This is a genomic window from Streptomyces ortus, assembly GCF_026341275.1.
GTDB classification, from domain to species: domain Bacteria; phylum Actinomycetota; class Actinomycetes; order Streptomycetales; family Streptomycetaceae; genus Streptomyces; species Streptomyces ortus.
Window position 1 is genome coordinate 6,539,464 of the sequence record NZ_JAIFZO010000002.1, and the last position, 14,160, is coordinate 6,553,623.

Annotated in this window: 11 protein-coding genes; 7 read left to right on the top strand and 4 right to left on the bottom strand. The window is 70.9% G+C overall.

Translation table 11 applies throughout. The features are described from left to right. Positions 1-30 precede the first annotated feature (30 nt). A complete protein-coding gene (locus K3769_RS31940; protein WP_267029726.1) occupies positions 31-1,203 on the top strand; it encodes an XdhC family protein in 1,173 nt (390 codons plus the stop codon). A gap of 34 nt (positions 1,204-1,237) precedes the next feature. Here K3769_RS31940 and K3769_RS31945 read toward each other — a convergent pair whose 3' ends face one another. Then, a complete protein-coding gene (locus K3769_RS31945; protein ID WP_267029727.1) occupies positions 1,238-1,897 on the bottom strand; it encodes an ATP-dependent endonuclease in 660 nt (219 codons plus the stop codon). Between the two features lie 89 nt (positions 1,898-1,986). Further along, positions 1,987-2,427, bottom strand: a complete 441-nt coding sequence (locus tag K3769_RS31950; protein WP_267029728.1) for an SRPBCC family protein — start codon at positions 2,425-2,427, stop codon at positions 1,987-1,989. A 139-nt stretch (positions 2,428-2,566) separates the two neighbouring features. Between K3769_RS31950 and fxsT the strand changes: the two genes are divergently transcribed. After that, positions 2,567-5,917 carry an FxSxx-COOH system tetratricopeptide repeat protein gene (gene fxsT / locus K3769_RS31955; RefSeq protein WP_267029729.1) on the top strand — a complete coding sequence of 1,117 codons (3,351 nt, stop codon included), beginning with the start codon at positions 2,567-2,569 and terminating at the stop codon, positions 5,915-5,917. A 100-nt stretch (positions 5,918-6,017) separates the two neighbouring features. Here the strand turns inward: fxsT and K3769_RS31960 are convergent, their stop codons facing one another. Beyond that, positions 6,018-7,904, bottom strand: a complete 1,887-nt coding sequence (locus K3769_RS31960; protein WP_267029730.1) for an aKG-HExxH-type peptide beta-hydroxylase — start codon at positions 7,902-7,904, stop codon at positions 6,018-6,020. A 428-nt stretch (positions 7,905-8,332) separates the two neighbouring features. On the opposite strand from K3769_RS31960, the gene K3769_RS31965 reads away from it, so the two are divergent. Continuing rightward, positions 8,333-8,668 (top strand): CU044_2847 family protein, encoded by a 336-nt coding sequence (locus K3769_RS31965; RefSeq protein WP_267029731.1) that lies wholly within the window; start codon positions 8,333-8,335, stop codon positions 8,666-8,668. Positions 8,669-8,675: 7 nt separating this feature from the next. On the opposite strand, the gene K3769_RS31970 is transcribed toward K3769_RS31965, so the two are convergent. Then, entirely contained in the window at positions 8,676-10,253 is a 1,578-nt protein-coding gene (locus K3769_RS31970) for a Gfo/Idh/MocA family protein (protein WP_435369375.1), read from the bottom strand. On the opposite strand from K3769_RS31970, the gene K3769_RS31975 reads away from it, so the two are divergent. From K3769_RS31975 to K3769_RS31990, 4 genes are all read left to right on the top strand, one after another. Continuing rightward, the gene (locus K3769_RS31975) at positions 10,252-11,568 is read left to right on the top strand and encodes an ABC transporter substrate-binding protein (protein ID WP_372515088.1); all 1,317 of its coding nucleotides are present in this window, start codon (positions 10,252-10,254) and stop codon (positions 11,566-11,568) included. The genes K3769_RS31970 and K3769_RS31975 overlap by 2 nt on opposite strands. Continuing rightward, positions 11,565-12,509 (top strand): carbohydrate ABC transporter permease, encoded by a 945-nt coding sequence (locus K3769_RS31980; RefSeq protein WP_267029733.1) that lies wholly within the window; start codon positions 11,565-11,567, stop codon positions 12,507-12,509. Before K3769_RS31975 ends, K3769_RS31980 begins: the two co-directional genes overlap by 4 nt. After that, entirely contained in the window at positions 12,506-13,405 is a 900-nt protein-coding gene (locus K3769_RS31985; protein ID WP_267029734.1) for a carbohydrate ABC transporter permease, read from the top strand. Before K3769_RS31980 ends, K3769_RS31985 begins: the two co-directional genes overlap by 4 nt. Positions 13,406-13,506: 101 nt before the next feature. Beyond that, positions 13,507-14,085 carry a hypothetical protein gene (locus K3769_RS31990; protein WP_267029735.1) on the top strand — a complete coding sequence of 193 codons (579 nt, stop codon included), beginning with the start codon at positions 13,507-13,509 and terminating at the stop codon, positions 14,083-14,085. Positions 14,086-14,160: the final 75 nt, after the last annotated feature.

The following is a 14,160-nucleotide window of genomic DNA, read 5'->3' on the forward strand; positions in this document are numbered from 1 at the left end:
AACTCACCCGCAGGGAAAAGGAGACCGAGAATGCTGGACATTGCCGAGGACCTGCAGCGGTGGCTGGCGGAGGGGCGCGACTTCGCCGTGGCCACCGTCGTGGCCGTCGGCGGGAGCGCGCCGAGGCACCCCGGCGCCGCCCTGGCCGTGGACGCCGCCGGCACGGCGATCGGCTCGGTCTCCGGCGGCTGCGTGGAGGGCGCGGTCTACGACCTGTGCCAACAGGCGCTGCAGGACGGGAAGCCGGCCCTCGAACGCTTCGGGTACAGCGACGAGGACGCCTTCGCGGTGGGCCTGACGTGCGGCGGGACCATCGACGTCCTGGTGACTCCGGTGCACGCCTCCTCACCCCTCCGCGAGGTGTTCACGGCGGCGGTCACCGCAGCCGCCGACGGAAAGGCGGCGGCGCTCGCCCGCATCGTCTCCGGCCCGCCGGACCTACGGGGCCGCGCCCTCCTCGTACGGGCTCCCGAGGCACACCCCGGGAGCCCGTACGAAGGCGGCTTCGGCGCGCACCCCGCCCTGGACCGCACGGTGGCGCAGGAGGCGCGGGCCTTCCTGGACGCGGGCCGTACCGGCACCCTGGAGATCGGCGAGCAGGGCTCCCGCTGCGGAGCGCCGCTCACCGTGCTGATCGAGTCCTCGGTCCCGCCACCCCGGATGATCGTCTTCGGGGCGATCGACTTCGCCTCGGCCCTGGTCCGCGTCGGCAGGTTCCTCGGCTACCGCGTGACGGTGTGCGACGCGCGCCCCGTCTTCGCGACGGCCGCGCGCTTCCCGGAGGCGGACGAGATCGTCGTCGAGTGGCCGCACACCTACCTGGAGCGCACGGAGGTCGACGCCCGTACGGTCCTGTGCGTCCTGACCCACGACGCCAAGTTCGACGTACCGCTTCTCGCGCTCGCGCTGCGGCTGCCGGTCGCGTACGTGGGGGCGATGGGCTCCCGCCGCACCCACCTCGACCGCGACGAACGACTGCGGCAAGTGGGCCTGGGCGAGCGTGAGTTGGCGCGGCTACGATCGCCCATCGGCCTCGACCTCGGCGCCCGTACGCCCGAGGAGACCGCCCTGTCCATCGCCGCGGAGATCGTCGCGAACCGGCGGGGCGGGAGCGGGGTGCCGCTCACCGGGGCGCATACGCCGATCCACCACGACGCGACGCCGACGCGAACGCCGGTGGGGCGCGTCGGAGCGGTCGCCTGACACTCCGCCCGACGCGGGGTGGGCCGGCGGCGCGTCACACGTGGGCGAGCAGCCGTTCCAGCGGTGGCGGGGTCCGGTCGAGGTCCAGGCTCGCGACGAGTTCCTGCGCGTACTGGGCCTTGCGGCCGGCGTGCGTGCCCATGAAGCGGTGCAGGTGCTGCTCCACGGTCCACCCGCGCTGCGCGGGCTGGTTCTGGAACGTGCGGAACGCGCGCAACTCACCCTGTTGCTCCACCACTTGCTGGATGACGTCGGCGCCCAGGGAGCGGATCAGTTCGTCCTCCAGGTCCGCGTGGCACAGATGGAACCCGAGCGACTCCAGCCCGTCGGTCGTCAGGTCGGAGCCGATCCCGGCCCGCTCAAGCGCGCGCCGGAAGAACCTCTCCTCCGCCACGTCGCACAGTCCGGCGAGCCGCACATCGAGCCCCCGCGGCCCGCACAGGTCGACGAACCTCCCGACGCTCATCGCGCCCCCGAGCGGCACCACCGAGACACCCTCGCCGTCGAGGTCCCGTCCGTGCCGCGCGGCCAGCGCCTCGACAGCGACCTGGTCGCTGCCGCCCTCGACGAGCACGACCGTACGCAGCCCGGCGCGGGCCGCCGCCTCCCGCGCGCTCGCACCCGCCTCCGCCGCCCCCGCACCGCCGGCCGCCCACCGGACGACTGCCTGACGGAACCGCCCCATGTCGTTCATGGCCCCAGTCTCGCAACTCGGAACGGACTCGTTCCACAGACTTTCCCCACGACACCGCACGAGAGCCCCACCGGCGGTCCCCTCCCCTCTCAGGGGCGCGACAGCAGCCCGTCCACCGCCCGTCCGAACATCCAACGGCCCGCCCGCCCAAGCAAGGGGTCGAAGACGCGCGGCAGTCCCCGCACCCCCAATTCCTCCCGCCACAGCACCTGCGAACCGCCGTCCGCCGCGGGCCGCACCTCGATCTCGGCCCACCCGACGACGAGGCCGCCGCGTTTGACGAGCCGGCACAGCCCGGGCGTGCGGTCCCGGGGCGGTCGCCATACGACGACCTCCATACGGTCGTCGAACGCCACCGGCCCCACCCCGGTACGCGCCACGAACACCGTGCCCGCCCCGCGCGGCGGCAACGTGACGACCCGGACCCGCGTCAACGGCACCACATCGGCATGCCGCTCCCACACCGTGAGCCGCCGCCACGCCTCGTCGGCGCCCACGGAGGTGTCCCGTCGCACATGAAAGAGAGTCACTCGGTGATCGTAGGCACTCGTCTTCGATACAGGGGTGAAAGCCGCACGGTGGTCGCCGTCCGATGAGTTGGGTATCCCTTTCCTAGGAACTCGGTGTTCGGAGCATCAGTGATCGTTGAGGTCCGGGGGAGGTGGCGCTGTGGGCGAGCTGGACGCGGCGACTGCGGGGCGATTGAGGGTCCGTTCGCCGGACGGTGTCGTTCACGGGGGCGGGCTGCTGCTGACCGGTACAACCGCTGTGACGTGTGCGCACGTCGTGACGGCCGCGCTCAGGGGCGGCCCCTCCGAGGCTCCGCGGGCGGGCCCGCCGCGCGGGCACGTCCTGGTGGAGCGACCGGCCGAGTCCGGGCGGCCCGGCGTGTCCGAGACGGCCGAGGTGAGCGACGGCGGCTGGTTCGTCGGGCCCCTCTCCATCGAGGACCGCGTGAATCCGGCCTTCCGCACGGACTTCGCCGTACTGACCCTGAGTCGTCCCTTTCCGCACGGCACGCGGACTGCCGTACCCGGACGCTGCCCGGCCTCCGACGGCCGAACGCTCAAGGTGTTCGGTTACCCGAAGCAGGCGCCCCACGGGCTCTGGGTGTCGGCGCGGCTGGTCGGAGCGGGCGGCCCGTGTCCCGTGTGGCGACAGCTGGACGTCGTCGCGGATTCGGGGGTCGGAGTCGAGCAGGGCTTCAGCGGCTCGGGAGTGTGGGACCCGCGGTCGCAGCGCATGGTGGGACTGGTCACCGCCGCGTTCAGCCGTGGCGGGGCCCGCATCGCCTGGATGCTGCCCCTGGACGCCGCGGCGGACCAATGGGCCACCCTGTACGCGCACTTCGACGTGGAGCCGGGAGGCCGGGGAGTGGTCGAAGGCGGTGGAGCCGGGGGCAGGAGGAACGAGAGCAGGACGGACGAAGACCCCTCGCGGCAACCGGCATTCCGGTCGCCCGAAGTACCCGGGACCCACTCAACAGGAGGCAACGTGACCCTCGGCCAGTCTCCTTCCACCGGCCGGCGCCCCCCGCAGGACGCCTCCCGGCTGTGGGGCAACGTGCCCCAGCGCAACCGCAACTTCACCGGCAGGGAGGACCTGCTGGAGCTGCTCGCGGAGCGGCTGAGGACCGGTATCGACGCTGTGCTGCCCGAAGCGCTGCACGGCATGGGGGGAGTGGGCAAGTCCCAGATAGCGGTCGAGTACCTGTACCGCCACAGCCACGATTACTCGCTCGTGTGGTGGATCCCGGCGGAACAGCACAACCAGGTCATCCAGTCACTCATCGAGCTGGGTGACCGCATGGGCCTCAGGGCGGGCTCGGACGTCAGCGCGGTCCGAAGCGTACTGGAAGCGCTGCGCACAGGTGTTCCCTACCGGAACTGGATCCTGGTGTTCGACAACGCGGAGAATCCGCGCGAGATCCGCCGGTATTTCCCGACGGACGGCCCCGGCCGCATCCTGGTCACCTCACGCAACGCCCAGTGGTCCAGCCTCGCCAGTTCCCTCGAGGTCAACGTGTTCGCCCGGGAGGAGAGCATCGCCCTCCTCAGGCGGCGCAGCCCCGGCATCCCGGATGTTCCGGCCGACCAACTGGCCACCGCGCTCGGCGATCTGCCCCTCGCCGTCGAACAGGCGGCGGTCTGGCTCGCCGAGACCGGGATGCCGGCTCACCAGTACCTCGAACTCTTCGAGCGGAAATGGACCGAACTCCTCCGGACGGATCCGCCACCCGACTACGAGATGCCGGTCGCCGCGGCCTGGAACGTCTCGCTGGAGCGCCTCCAGGAGGACCACCTGGACGCTCTCAACCTGCTCCAGGTCTGTGCCTTCTTCGCCCCCGAACCCATTTCCTGGGATCTGTTCTCGGCCGTTCGCGGGGTGTCCGTCCCGGAGGATCTGCAGGCCACGCTGGAGGACCCGGTGAAACTGGCCCGGGCGGTACGGGAGATCGGCCGGTACGCCCTGGCCCGCATCGACCACCGGCAGAGCACGATCCAACTGCACCGGCTCGTCCAGCGCGTCCTGGTCGACCAGATGAGCCCCGACGAACAGAAGACCATGCGGCACGCCGCGCACCAGCTCCTCGTGCACGCGGATCCCAGGAATCCGCAGCGCGTTCCGCACTGGTCCAGGTACTCCGACCTGCTGCCCCATGTGCAGGTGTCGAACGCGGTCGAGTGCGGTGAGCCCTGGACCCGGCGGCTGGTGCTCAACGAATTGCGTTTCCTGGTCGCGCGGGGGGACTTCAGCAAAGCCCAGAGTTTTTCCGAGAGGGCCAGGTCGTGCTGGGCCGGCAGGCTGGGACAGGAGCATGCCGACGTGCTCGCCGCCGACCAGGTCCGGGCGGAGGCCCTGCGCTGCCGGGGCCGCTACACCGACTCCTACGACCTGCAGAAGGACCTGGTGGACCGCTTCACCCGGGTCCACGGGGAGCACCACAAGGACACCCAGCTGGCCCTGAGCCTGCTGGGGATCCATCTGCGGTTGCGGGGTGACTTCTACGGCGCCCGCGAACTCGACGAGAGGACCTACAGCACGTCCCTGCGGGTCTTCGGGCCCGATGAACCCAACACACTCCAGGCGGCCCACAACTACGCGGTGAGCCTGCGGCTGGCGGGCGACGTCCAGGCCGCGCTCCAACTGGACGAGGAGACCTGGCGGCGCCGGGTGGAGGTCATCGGGGAGGACCATGTCTTCTCGCTCGGCACGCTCAGCGCGTACTACCTCGACCTGCAGGAACTGGGGCGCTACGCGGACTGCCTGGAAGGCCACGAGCACCTGGCGGCCCGGGCCCGGGACCAGTTGGGGGACGAGCACCCGTTGACCGTGATGATCAGTGCGGAGCTCTCGGCGACCCGGCGCAAGGCAGGGGATCACGAGGGCGCGTACCAGCTGACCTCACGGCTGAGGGAGATCGCCGAGCGGCGGCTGGCCCCCGACAACCGTGACGCGCTGCGGGTCAATCTGGTCCATGCCACCGATCTCCGTCAGGTCGGACAGCTCCAGGCGGCCCGCGCGCTGGGCACCGACGTGATGGACCGGCACATCAGGAAGTTCGGAGAACAGCATCCGCACACCTATGCGACGTTTCTCAACCTCGCGGTCACGCTACGGCTGCTGGGAGAGGTGGAGCAGGCGCTGGAACTGGACCAGAAGGCGCTGGACGGCCTCAGCGCCGCGCTGAGCCCCGACCATCCGCGCACGCTGCTGGCCCGGATGAATCTCGCCAGTGACCTGTTCGCCCTGGGCAACTCCACGAAGGCCGAACGGATCGACCGGGACGCGGTACCGGAGGCCTCCCGAGTCTACGGACCCGACCATCCGGCCTCCCTCGCCGTGCAGTTGAACCACGCCGCGGATCTCAAGGCCACGGGAGACACTGCGGCCGGCCGTGAACTGCATGACAAGACGCTGGAGAAGTACCGCAAGCAACTGGGCGCGGACCACCCGGCGACCCGTGGCGCGAAGCGCGGCATCCGGGCCCACATCGACATCGATCTATTGGCCCTGTAGCGGGCGACGCGAAGGAGGCGGTGGTGCGCAAGGGGTCGGTGCCTCTTCCGCACCACGTTGGCCGCGTCCGGCCCAGTACCGTCTCCGGGCCGCGGTCCGATCAGACGTGGTCCGGGACGCCCGAAGAGCCTTCCCCGAGCAGTGTGCCGCTCTCCGCGAGCCAGCCGGCCAGGGCCAGCGGATCAGGTCCGTCGGCGCCGGATCCTCGCAGGGTCCGACGGAGACCCACCACCAGTTCGGGCCGCTCCATCAGGAGACGGGCTGCCGGGGGCCGCTCGTGCTCCTCCCACGTGGCGGCCCAGCCGACCCACGCCTCCTGGTCCTCGGGACGTCGGGCGATCCGGTCGCGGAACCACCGCTCGGCCCCGGCGGATTCACCGGCGATCGCCTCCATGCACGCGGCGGTCTCGCCCCGGGCAGCCCTGCGGTCCTCGGCGAACACCTCGGGGCGGCTGAGGAAGAGCCGGGAGAGCGCTCCGCGCGAGTCCGGCCGTACCAACTCCGGCCGGGGGCGCGGCAGCAGACGGACCGGACCCCCGTACACCTTCCCGGATCGCCAGGCGTCGGCCAGCAGCCGATCGGTGACACCGTCCGGGACGAGATGCCGCAACCGCCACATCGCCCGCCGTCCGGCGCAGACACGTCGCGCCAGAGCGGCCGGCAGATCGGGTACCTCTTCGTCCTGCCAGCTGTCCACCACATCGGCCAGGGCCGAGACGAAGGTCTCGCCCGGGGAGGTCAGCCGCCCGGCGGACGCGAGCGTACGAACGCCCTCCCCGACCTGCTGCCTGAGCACGGCGAACTCGAAGTGGGCGAGGGCCGCCTCGCGTGCGTCGGCGGCCTCCCAGCGGTGCGTACGCCAGAAGTCGGCCACACCCGCGAAGGCGAAGGTGCCGTGAAGCAACCCGAGGGCAGGACGCGGGTCACTGCGCCAGGGAGCGAAGAACACCGGTTCGTCGGCCCGTCCGTCGCGGTCCGGGTCCGGGTCCGGGCCCGAGACCAGGGGCACCAGGGCGAGCAGAGCGTTCAGCTGTTGATGCCGTGACTCGTGGGCGAGCGCGGCGGCGGCCTGCGTACGGTCGGGTGGCAGGGACATGGCCACCGCTCCGAAAGCGTCCTGACTCGAAGCGCTGGCGACGGCCATCGGATCGGTGGAAGGGGTCGGCAGCGGCACGACACTGGTGACGAGGGTGGTGAACGCCCGGTGCGTCTCGGGATGCGAGCGTTCCAGGAGGTCTGTGGCCTCGGCCAGCCGCGTCCGCCAGGTGTGCGACGCCTCTCCTACGGAAGTCGTCGGCAAGAGCACCGAGCCGAAGTCACGGTAGGGCGTGACGGTGTCCAGGTACAGGGGGCCGACCGTGGGCGACGCCGCCCGCATGTCGAGCAGGGGCTGCCATCGCCGGCCCGGACCGGCGGAGCGCCAGGTCATCTCGGCTGTGGCCCCCGCGCCGTGCAGCACGACGCCCTCGGCCGACACCTGAACCTCGGCGACACCGTAGGGTCCGTCGTCCACGGGGCCCGCCACGCCCAGCGACGGCAGCCAGACGTGGCCTCGCGTCGTCGGCAGCCGGAGCGTCGCCGGGCCGCTGCCGGCGCGGACGGTGACGGCGGCGGCCAGACAGTGGAACTGTCCGATCTCCACCCACAGGGGCGGCTCGTTCGTGTCCCGGGTGTCCTTGCCTGCGGGCTCGGACGCGAGTTCCTCCTCCAGTCGACGCAGCAAGCGGGTGGCCCAGGTCCTGACGAACGGATCCGCGACGGTTGTCTCCACCGCGCTCGGGGACCGCCGCTGAGCCTCGACCGCCATCGTCCATGCTTCCGAAGCCGGTGCCATGGGCCCGAGAGCCTCGGGCGGCAGCTGCGCCACGCGTTCGAGCAATGAACGCAGCAGCAGCATCCGCATGCTTCGTTCCGCGGATTCCAGGCGCTCCAGCCCCGCCGCGCCCGGGGCTCCCGACGCAATGGCCTGGAGTAAGGATGTGGACACGTCATACACCCTGAGCGGGCTCGCGCCGGTCATGGCTGCGGACTTACCTCCGAGGACACGTTACGGCGGGCGTATACGGACATTTCTTCGCTCTGGCTGTCGCCCAGCAAGGGGCCGAATGAATCTTTTGCCGACTCGCGTACGGCGCGAAGCGCCTGGCGAGGGCCGGATCGTCGCTCTCGGCGAGCTCTTTCGTCAAGGAGCAGCACCCCCCGCGGTCGGTCCACACTTCGCGGACGGGAGCCACCGTAGCGTCATGCCCAGCCAAATTTGGCACCACCCACGCGGGAGTGGAGCCAACTCGGTACACACCGAAGATCGGGCAGCAACTTCTGTCAGCTGCATACGCTTGTTGTGGCCTATTCCCACAGGACGGACGATCGGTACGGTCGTTGAGGGGAATGGGCGTACCAAGGGGGAGAGGCGTCGTGGAGCTGACGCGATTCATCACCGAGGACGGCGTGGAAGTGATCGTCGAGACGGGTGACGACGAACCGGCGATCATTCCTGTCGCGCGGGGGGCGGACGGTATCGCGGACGCCGCGGCGACACTCGACAGCGGCCTCGACCGCATCACCGCGGTCGCCGGCACGGCCGTTCGGCGGCTGAGAGCCATGGCGCAACGGCCGGACGAGATAACGGTGGAGCTGGGCGTCCGGCTCAACGCCTCGGTGGGTGCTGTCATTGCGAGGTCGGAGTCGGAAGGGCACCTCGCCGTCACGCTGGTCTGGAGATCAGGGAACGCGGACACCCCCGACTCCTGACCCCGCCTCAGACATCCAGCAGATCCCGCGCCCGCACCGGCGCCCCCGTCACGAACGACTCGTTCGCCGCGAGCCCCGTCACCAGTGACTTCGCGCCGTCGAGTGCGTCCGCCGCCCGGCCCAGCGGGTCCGGGGCGGAGCGGCGGGGGCCGAAGAGGTCCTGGAGCATCCGTACGTCCCCGCCGCCGTGGCCGCCCTCGCCGGTGGGCACCTTCACCTCGCGCGGCCGTTCCCAGTGCCGGCGCAGCAGGAGTTCGGTGCGGCCGGCCTCGTCGCCCACGACAGTGCCGTGCAGGACCGCACTCCCACCGCCGGTCCGTCCGCCGGAGCGCGCTTCGGTTCGTACGCCGGGGTGCGCCCCGGCACCCGCTTCCGTACGTGCTTCGGGGCTTGCTTCGGGGCGCGACCACGTCGACTCCTCCACCAGAAGCTCAAGCCGTCCCTCGCTGCCGTTGAAGGCGACGCGGTAGCCCTCCCAGGGGGCGTACGCGGTGAGGTGGTAGGTCAGGGACGCGCCGGACGCGTACCGCACGAGGACCGCCATGTCGTCCTCGATGCTCACACCGGGGCCGAACACGTTCTGGTCGCGGTGGTAGCCGTCCTCAGCCTCGGCGTCCAGGTACAGCGCGCTGAGCACGGGCGAGTCCGCGAGGTGTACGGCGAAGGGGTCGTCCCCGGCGGACGGGGAGCCGTGGGCGCGGGTGTAGGGCCGGGCCAGACCGCGCCGTCCGCCCGCCTCGTCGCCGTAGAAGAAGAGGCCGCCCTGGGCGAAGACGGTCTCCGGTTCGGTTCCCAGCCACCAGTTCACCAGGTCGAAGTGGTGCGTGGCCTTGTGCACCATCAGGCCGCCCGAGTCGGCCTTGTCGCGGTGCCAGCGCCGGAAGTAGTCCGCGCCGTGCCGCAGATCGAGCAGCCACTCGAAGTGCACCGAGCCGACCTCGCCGATCTCCCCGGCCGCGATGAGTTCCCGTACGGCCGAATGCACCGGGTTGTAGCGGTAGTTGAACGCCACCCGCACCTCGCGGCCGGAGCGCTGCCGGGCCGCCAGGATGCGGCGCGCGCGGTCGGCGTCGGTCGTCATCGGCTTCTCGGTGACCACGTCGCAGCCCGCGTCCAGCGCGCGCACGATGTAGTCGTCGTGGGTCCGGTCCACGCTGCACACCACCACGAGATCCACTCGCTCGCGGCGCAGCATCAGGTCGAAGTCCTCGGCGGCGTACGCCGGTACGGGTGCGCGGCCGGGGTGGTCGGCCGTGAGCCAGTCGTTGTGGACCGCCATCCGGTGCGCGTTGACGTCGCAGAATCCGACGAGGTCGACACCGTCCGCGTACGGTCCGGCCAGCGCCTGGGTGAACAGCCGGGCGCGGGCGCCCAGCCCCACCACGGCACAGCGGCGGCTCGAAGCGGAACCGGAAGGGGACTCCACGTGAGGAGCCGTACGCGGGTCCCCTTTCGGGTCACTCGGGTCCGTACCAGCGTCCGTACAAGGTTCCGTGCAGGGGGCTTGTTCTGACATCAGGACCATCCCTAGGGTCTTCGAGCAGGGGGTGGAAGCGCTTTCTAACGAATGAGGTGACCCACTCATGCCCGGAAACAGGACAAGGAAGTCCTGGCAGCCGCGCATCACGGCGGCCACCGCGGCCACGGCGGCCACGGCGATGCTGGTGTCCTGCTCGCTCCTCGCCGGCTGCTCGGGCTCGGACGGGGCGAGCGGCGCGGGCGGCAAGGTGGTCCTGCGCTACACCTGGTGGGGCAACCCGGACAGAGCGGCCAGAACCCAGGAAGCCGTCGACCTCTTCGAGAAGAAGCACCCGGAGATCGAGGTGCAGACGTCGTTCTCCGGCTACGACGCCTACAAGCAGAAGCTGGCCACCCAGGCAGCGGGCGGCGACGCCCCCGACGCCATGCAACTCGACTACCGCATGATCGACCAGTACGCCTCCGGAGGCGTACTGCTGGACTTCGCCGAGCAGCCCTCCGCCCTGGACACCGGTGAGTTCGACGCGGGACTCCTCGCCACCGGGAAGGTGGACGGCAAGCAGTACGCGATCCCGCAGGCCCGCGGTACGGAGACCGTGGTGTACGACACCGCACAGTGGAAGAAGTCCGGGGTCGCCCTGCCACGCGAGGGCTGGACCTGGAGCGAATGGGCCGACGCCGTGCGGGAGCTGGCGAAACGGACCGGCAGGCCCGGCGCCACCGACCCCGGCCAGAGCGAGGACGCCTTCGAGGTCTGGCTGCGCGGCCGGGGCAAGAGCCTCTACACCGAGGACCGCCGGCTCGGCTTCACCGTCGACGACCTGACCCGCTGGTGGACCTTCGCCGACAAGCTGCGCAGGGAGGGCGCCGTCTCGCCCGCCGAGCAGACCACCCAGCTCGACGGCACGGTCGAGAACACCCCGCTCGGGCGCGGCAAGGCGATCTCCGACAGCAACTGGGACGCGCCCTCCAGCGGGTTCGTCGCGCTCGTACCGGGCGGGGTCACCCTCGCGCCGATGCCGTCCGGCGAGGACACACCGGGCCAGTACTTCAAGCCCTCGATGTTCATGGGCGTCGCCGCCGACACGGGCCACCCGAAGGAGTCCGTGCGGCTCGTCGACTTCATGCTGAACGATCCGGACGCCGCGAGGATCCTCGGAGCCACCCGCGGTATCCCGGTCAACGAGTCGCTCCGCGCGGCGATCGCCCCCGGACTCAAGGACTTCGACAAGACGGTCTTCGACTACCAGGCGTCCCTGGAAGGGGACCTCGACGCCCCTCCCCAGGCCCCGCCTTCGGGGGACAGCGCACTGCAAACCACCTTCGCGCGCGACTACGACCAGGTGTCGTACGAGCGGATGTCGCCCCGCGAGGCGGCCGAGGACTACGTCACCGAGGCGAAGGCGGAGCTGAGGTCATGACCACCACTACCACCGAGCAGACCGCGACCGCCTCCGCCGCGCGGACCGCTCCCGCGAAACGGCCGGGCGGGCGCCGACGCGAGGGCGCCGCCTGGGTGTTCCTCTCCCCATGGGTGCTCGGCGCCGCCGTGCTGACCCTGCTCCCGATGGCCGTCTCGCTCTATCTGTCCTTCACCGACTACGACTTGTTCAACCCGCCGCGGTGGGTGGGCCTGCGCAACTACACGCAGATGTTCACCGAGGACCCGCGCTACTGGCGCTCGGTCGGCGCGACCCTCACCTACGTCGTCATCGCCGTGCCCCTCCAGCTCGCCCTCGCCCTCGTCGTCGCGCTCGGCCTCAAGTCCATGCGCCGCGGCCGGGGCTTCTACCGCTCGGCGTTCTACGCGCCCTCCCTGCTCGGCGCCTCCATGTCCATCGCCCTCGTCTGGCGGGCGTTGTTCAACGACGGCGGCACGGTCGACAACCTGTTCGGCACCGGTGGCTGGGTCAACCGGCCCGGCTGGGCGCTGCTCGCCGTCGCCCTGCTGACGGTGTGGCAGTTCGGCGCCCCGATGGTCATCTTCCTCGCCGGACTCCAGCAGATCCCCACCGAGCTGTACGAGGCGGCGTCCGTGGACGGGGCGAGCAGGTGGCGGCAGTTCCTGTCCATCACCGTGCCCATGCTCTCCCCGGTGATCTTCTTCAACCTGGTGCTCCAGACCATCCAGGCGTTCCAGGTCTTCACCCCCGCCTTCGCGGTGAGCGGCGGCAAGGGCGGCCCCGCCGACTCGACGCTCTTCTACACCCTCTACCTCTACGACCGCGGCTTCGTCGCCTCGCACATGGGATACGCCTCCGCGATGGCCTGGGTCCTGCTCATCGTCATCGGCGCCGTCACGGCGGTGCTGTTCCGCACGTCCCGCACCTGGGTCTTCTACGCGTCCGAGGGGGACCGATGACCACCGCGACCGACACCGATGCCAAGGCCGACACGAGTGCCGCAACCGCCCCCGTACGCGCGCCGCTCGCCCCGCGCCGCGTCGCCCTGCACCTCGGCGCCCTCGCCGCGCTCCTCGTCATGCTGTACCCGCTGGCCTGGCTGCTCGCGACCTCGCTCAAGCCCGCCGACGAGGTGATCGCCAGCCTCGACCTCCTCCCCGGCAGCCTGGAGTGGTCCAACTACTCGACCGCCCTCGACGGAGTGAACGACGTCTCCGTGTGGCGGCTGCTCGGCAACTCGCTGCTCATCGCGGGCGGCGCGGTCGTCGGCAACGTACTCAGCTGCTCCCTGGCCGCCTACGCCTTCGCCCGGTTGCGATTCCGTTTCCGCGGGCCGCTGTTCGCCTTCATGATCGCGACGATCATGCTGCCGCATCACGCCGTGCTGATCCCGCAGTACATCATCTTCAACCAGCTCGGCATGGTGAACACCTACTGGCCGCTGATCCTGCCCAAGTTCCTCGCCACGGATGCGTTCTTCGTCTTCCTCATCGTGCAGTTCATGCGGGGGCTGCCGCGCGAGCTGGAGGAGGCGGCGCGGATCGACGGCTGCGGGCCGTTCCGCAGCTTCTTCCTCGTCATCCTGCCGCTGACCCGACCTGCGCTGATCACCACGGCGATCTTCACGTTCATCTGGACCTGGAACGACTTCTTCACCCAGCTGATCTACCTCTTCTCACCGGAGAAGTTCACGCTCACGCTGGCCCTGCGGTCGTTCGTGGACGCGTCGAGCACGTCAGCCTTCGGCCCGATGTTCGCGATGTCGGTGATCGCCCTGCTGCCCATCGTGCTGTTCTTCCTCGCCTTCCAGCGGTTCCTGGTCGAGGGCATGGCGAACTCCGGGATCAAGGGATGAGCGGAGGACAGAGCGTGAGTGGTGGTCGAGGGACGGATGGCGTTCGAGGGGTGGGCGGTGGCGGGCAGGTCCGGGAGGCGGGGGAGATCTTCGGGCCGCGTATGACGTTGTTCGCGGACGTGCTGAGCGTCGGCGTGTGCACGGCACTCGCGTCGCTGCCGGTCGTCACCCTGCCCGCCGCGCTGTCCACGGCGTGCGCGGTCCTGCGGGGCACCCGCGAGGACCGTCCGGCAACGGCGGGACGGTACTGGGCGGCTCTGCGGCGGCGGCTTCGCCCCGGCGACCTCGCGGCCGGGGCGCTGACCCTGGCGGGTGTCCTGCTGTTCTGGGCAGACCTGGCCCTGGCCCGCGCCGGACTGCCCGGCGCCCCGCTGTTCGCGGTCGTCGCGGCGGCGATCGGCGGGTACGCGGCTGTCGTCGGCCTGCGTGCCTGCGGGCGCCCCGAGTCGCTCACCGACTGGCGGACGGCGATGGCCGGCGCCACCCGGGACTCGGTCAGGGACGCGGGTGGCAGCGGCCTGGTCCTGCTCGCCCTCGCGGCGGCCGTGCTGTGCGCGTGGATGCTGCTGCCGCTGGCGTTCCTGGCGCCCGGGCCCCTGGCGATGGCGCTGACGGCGGTGGACGTACGGATGCGGGCGGTGGACGCACGGACGCCGGCGCGGGAGGCGTCCGGCGCGTGAGAGAGCCCGCGCGGGCTCCGGTTCGGATGTCGGTTCGCGGGCGGGTGAAGTTCCGTGCGTGCCCTGTGTTCTGGA

Bases quoted from the DNA above. Each gene is read 5' to 3' on its own strand.
- K3769_RS31940 (WP_267029726.1), top strand. From the start codon at position 31: ATGCTGGACATTGCCGAGGACCTGCAGCGGTGGCTGGCGGAGGGGCGC.
- K3769_RS31945 (WP_267029727.1), bottom strand. From the start codon at position 1,897: ATGAACGACATGGGGCGGTTCCGTCAGGCAGTCGTCCGGTGGGCGGCC.
- K3769_RS31975 (WP_372515088.1), top strand. From the start codon at position 10,252: ATGCCCGGAAACAGGACAAGGAAGTCCTGGCAGCCGCGCATCACGGCG.
- K3769_RS31970 (WP_435369375.1), bottom strand. From the start codon at position 10,253: ATGAGTGGGTCACCTCATTCGTTAGAAAGCGCTTCCACCCCCTGCTCG.
- K3769_RS31980 (WP_267029733.1), top strand. From the start codon at position 11,565: ATGACCACCACTACCACCGAGCAGACCGCGACCGCCTCCGCCGCGCGG.
- K3769_RS31985 (WP_267029734.1), top strand. From the start codon at position 12,506: ATGACCACCGCGACCGACACCGATGCCAAGGCCGACACGAGTGCCGCA.
- K3769_RS31990 (WP_267029735.1), top strand. From the start codon at position 13,507: ATGACGTTGTTCGCGGACGTGCTGAGCGTCGGCGTGTGCACGGCACTC.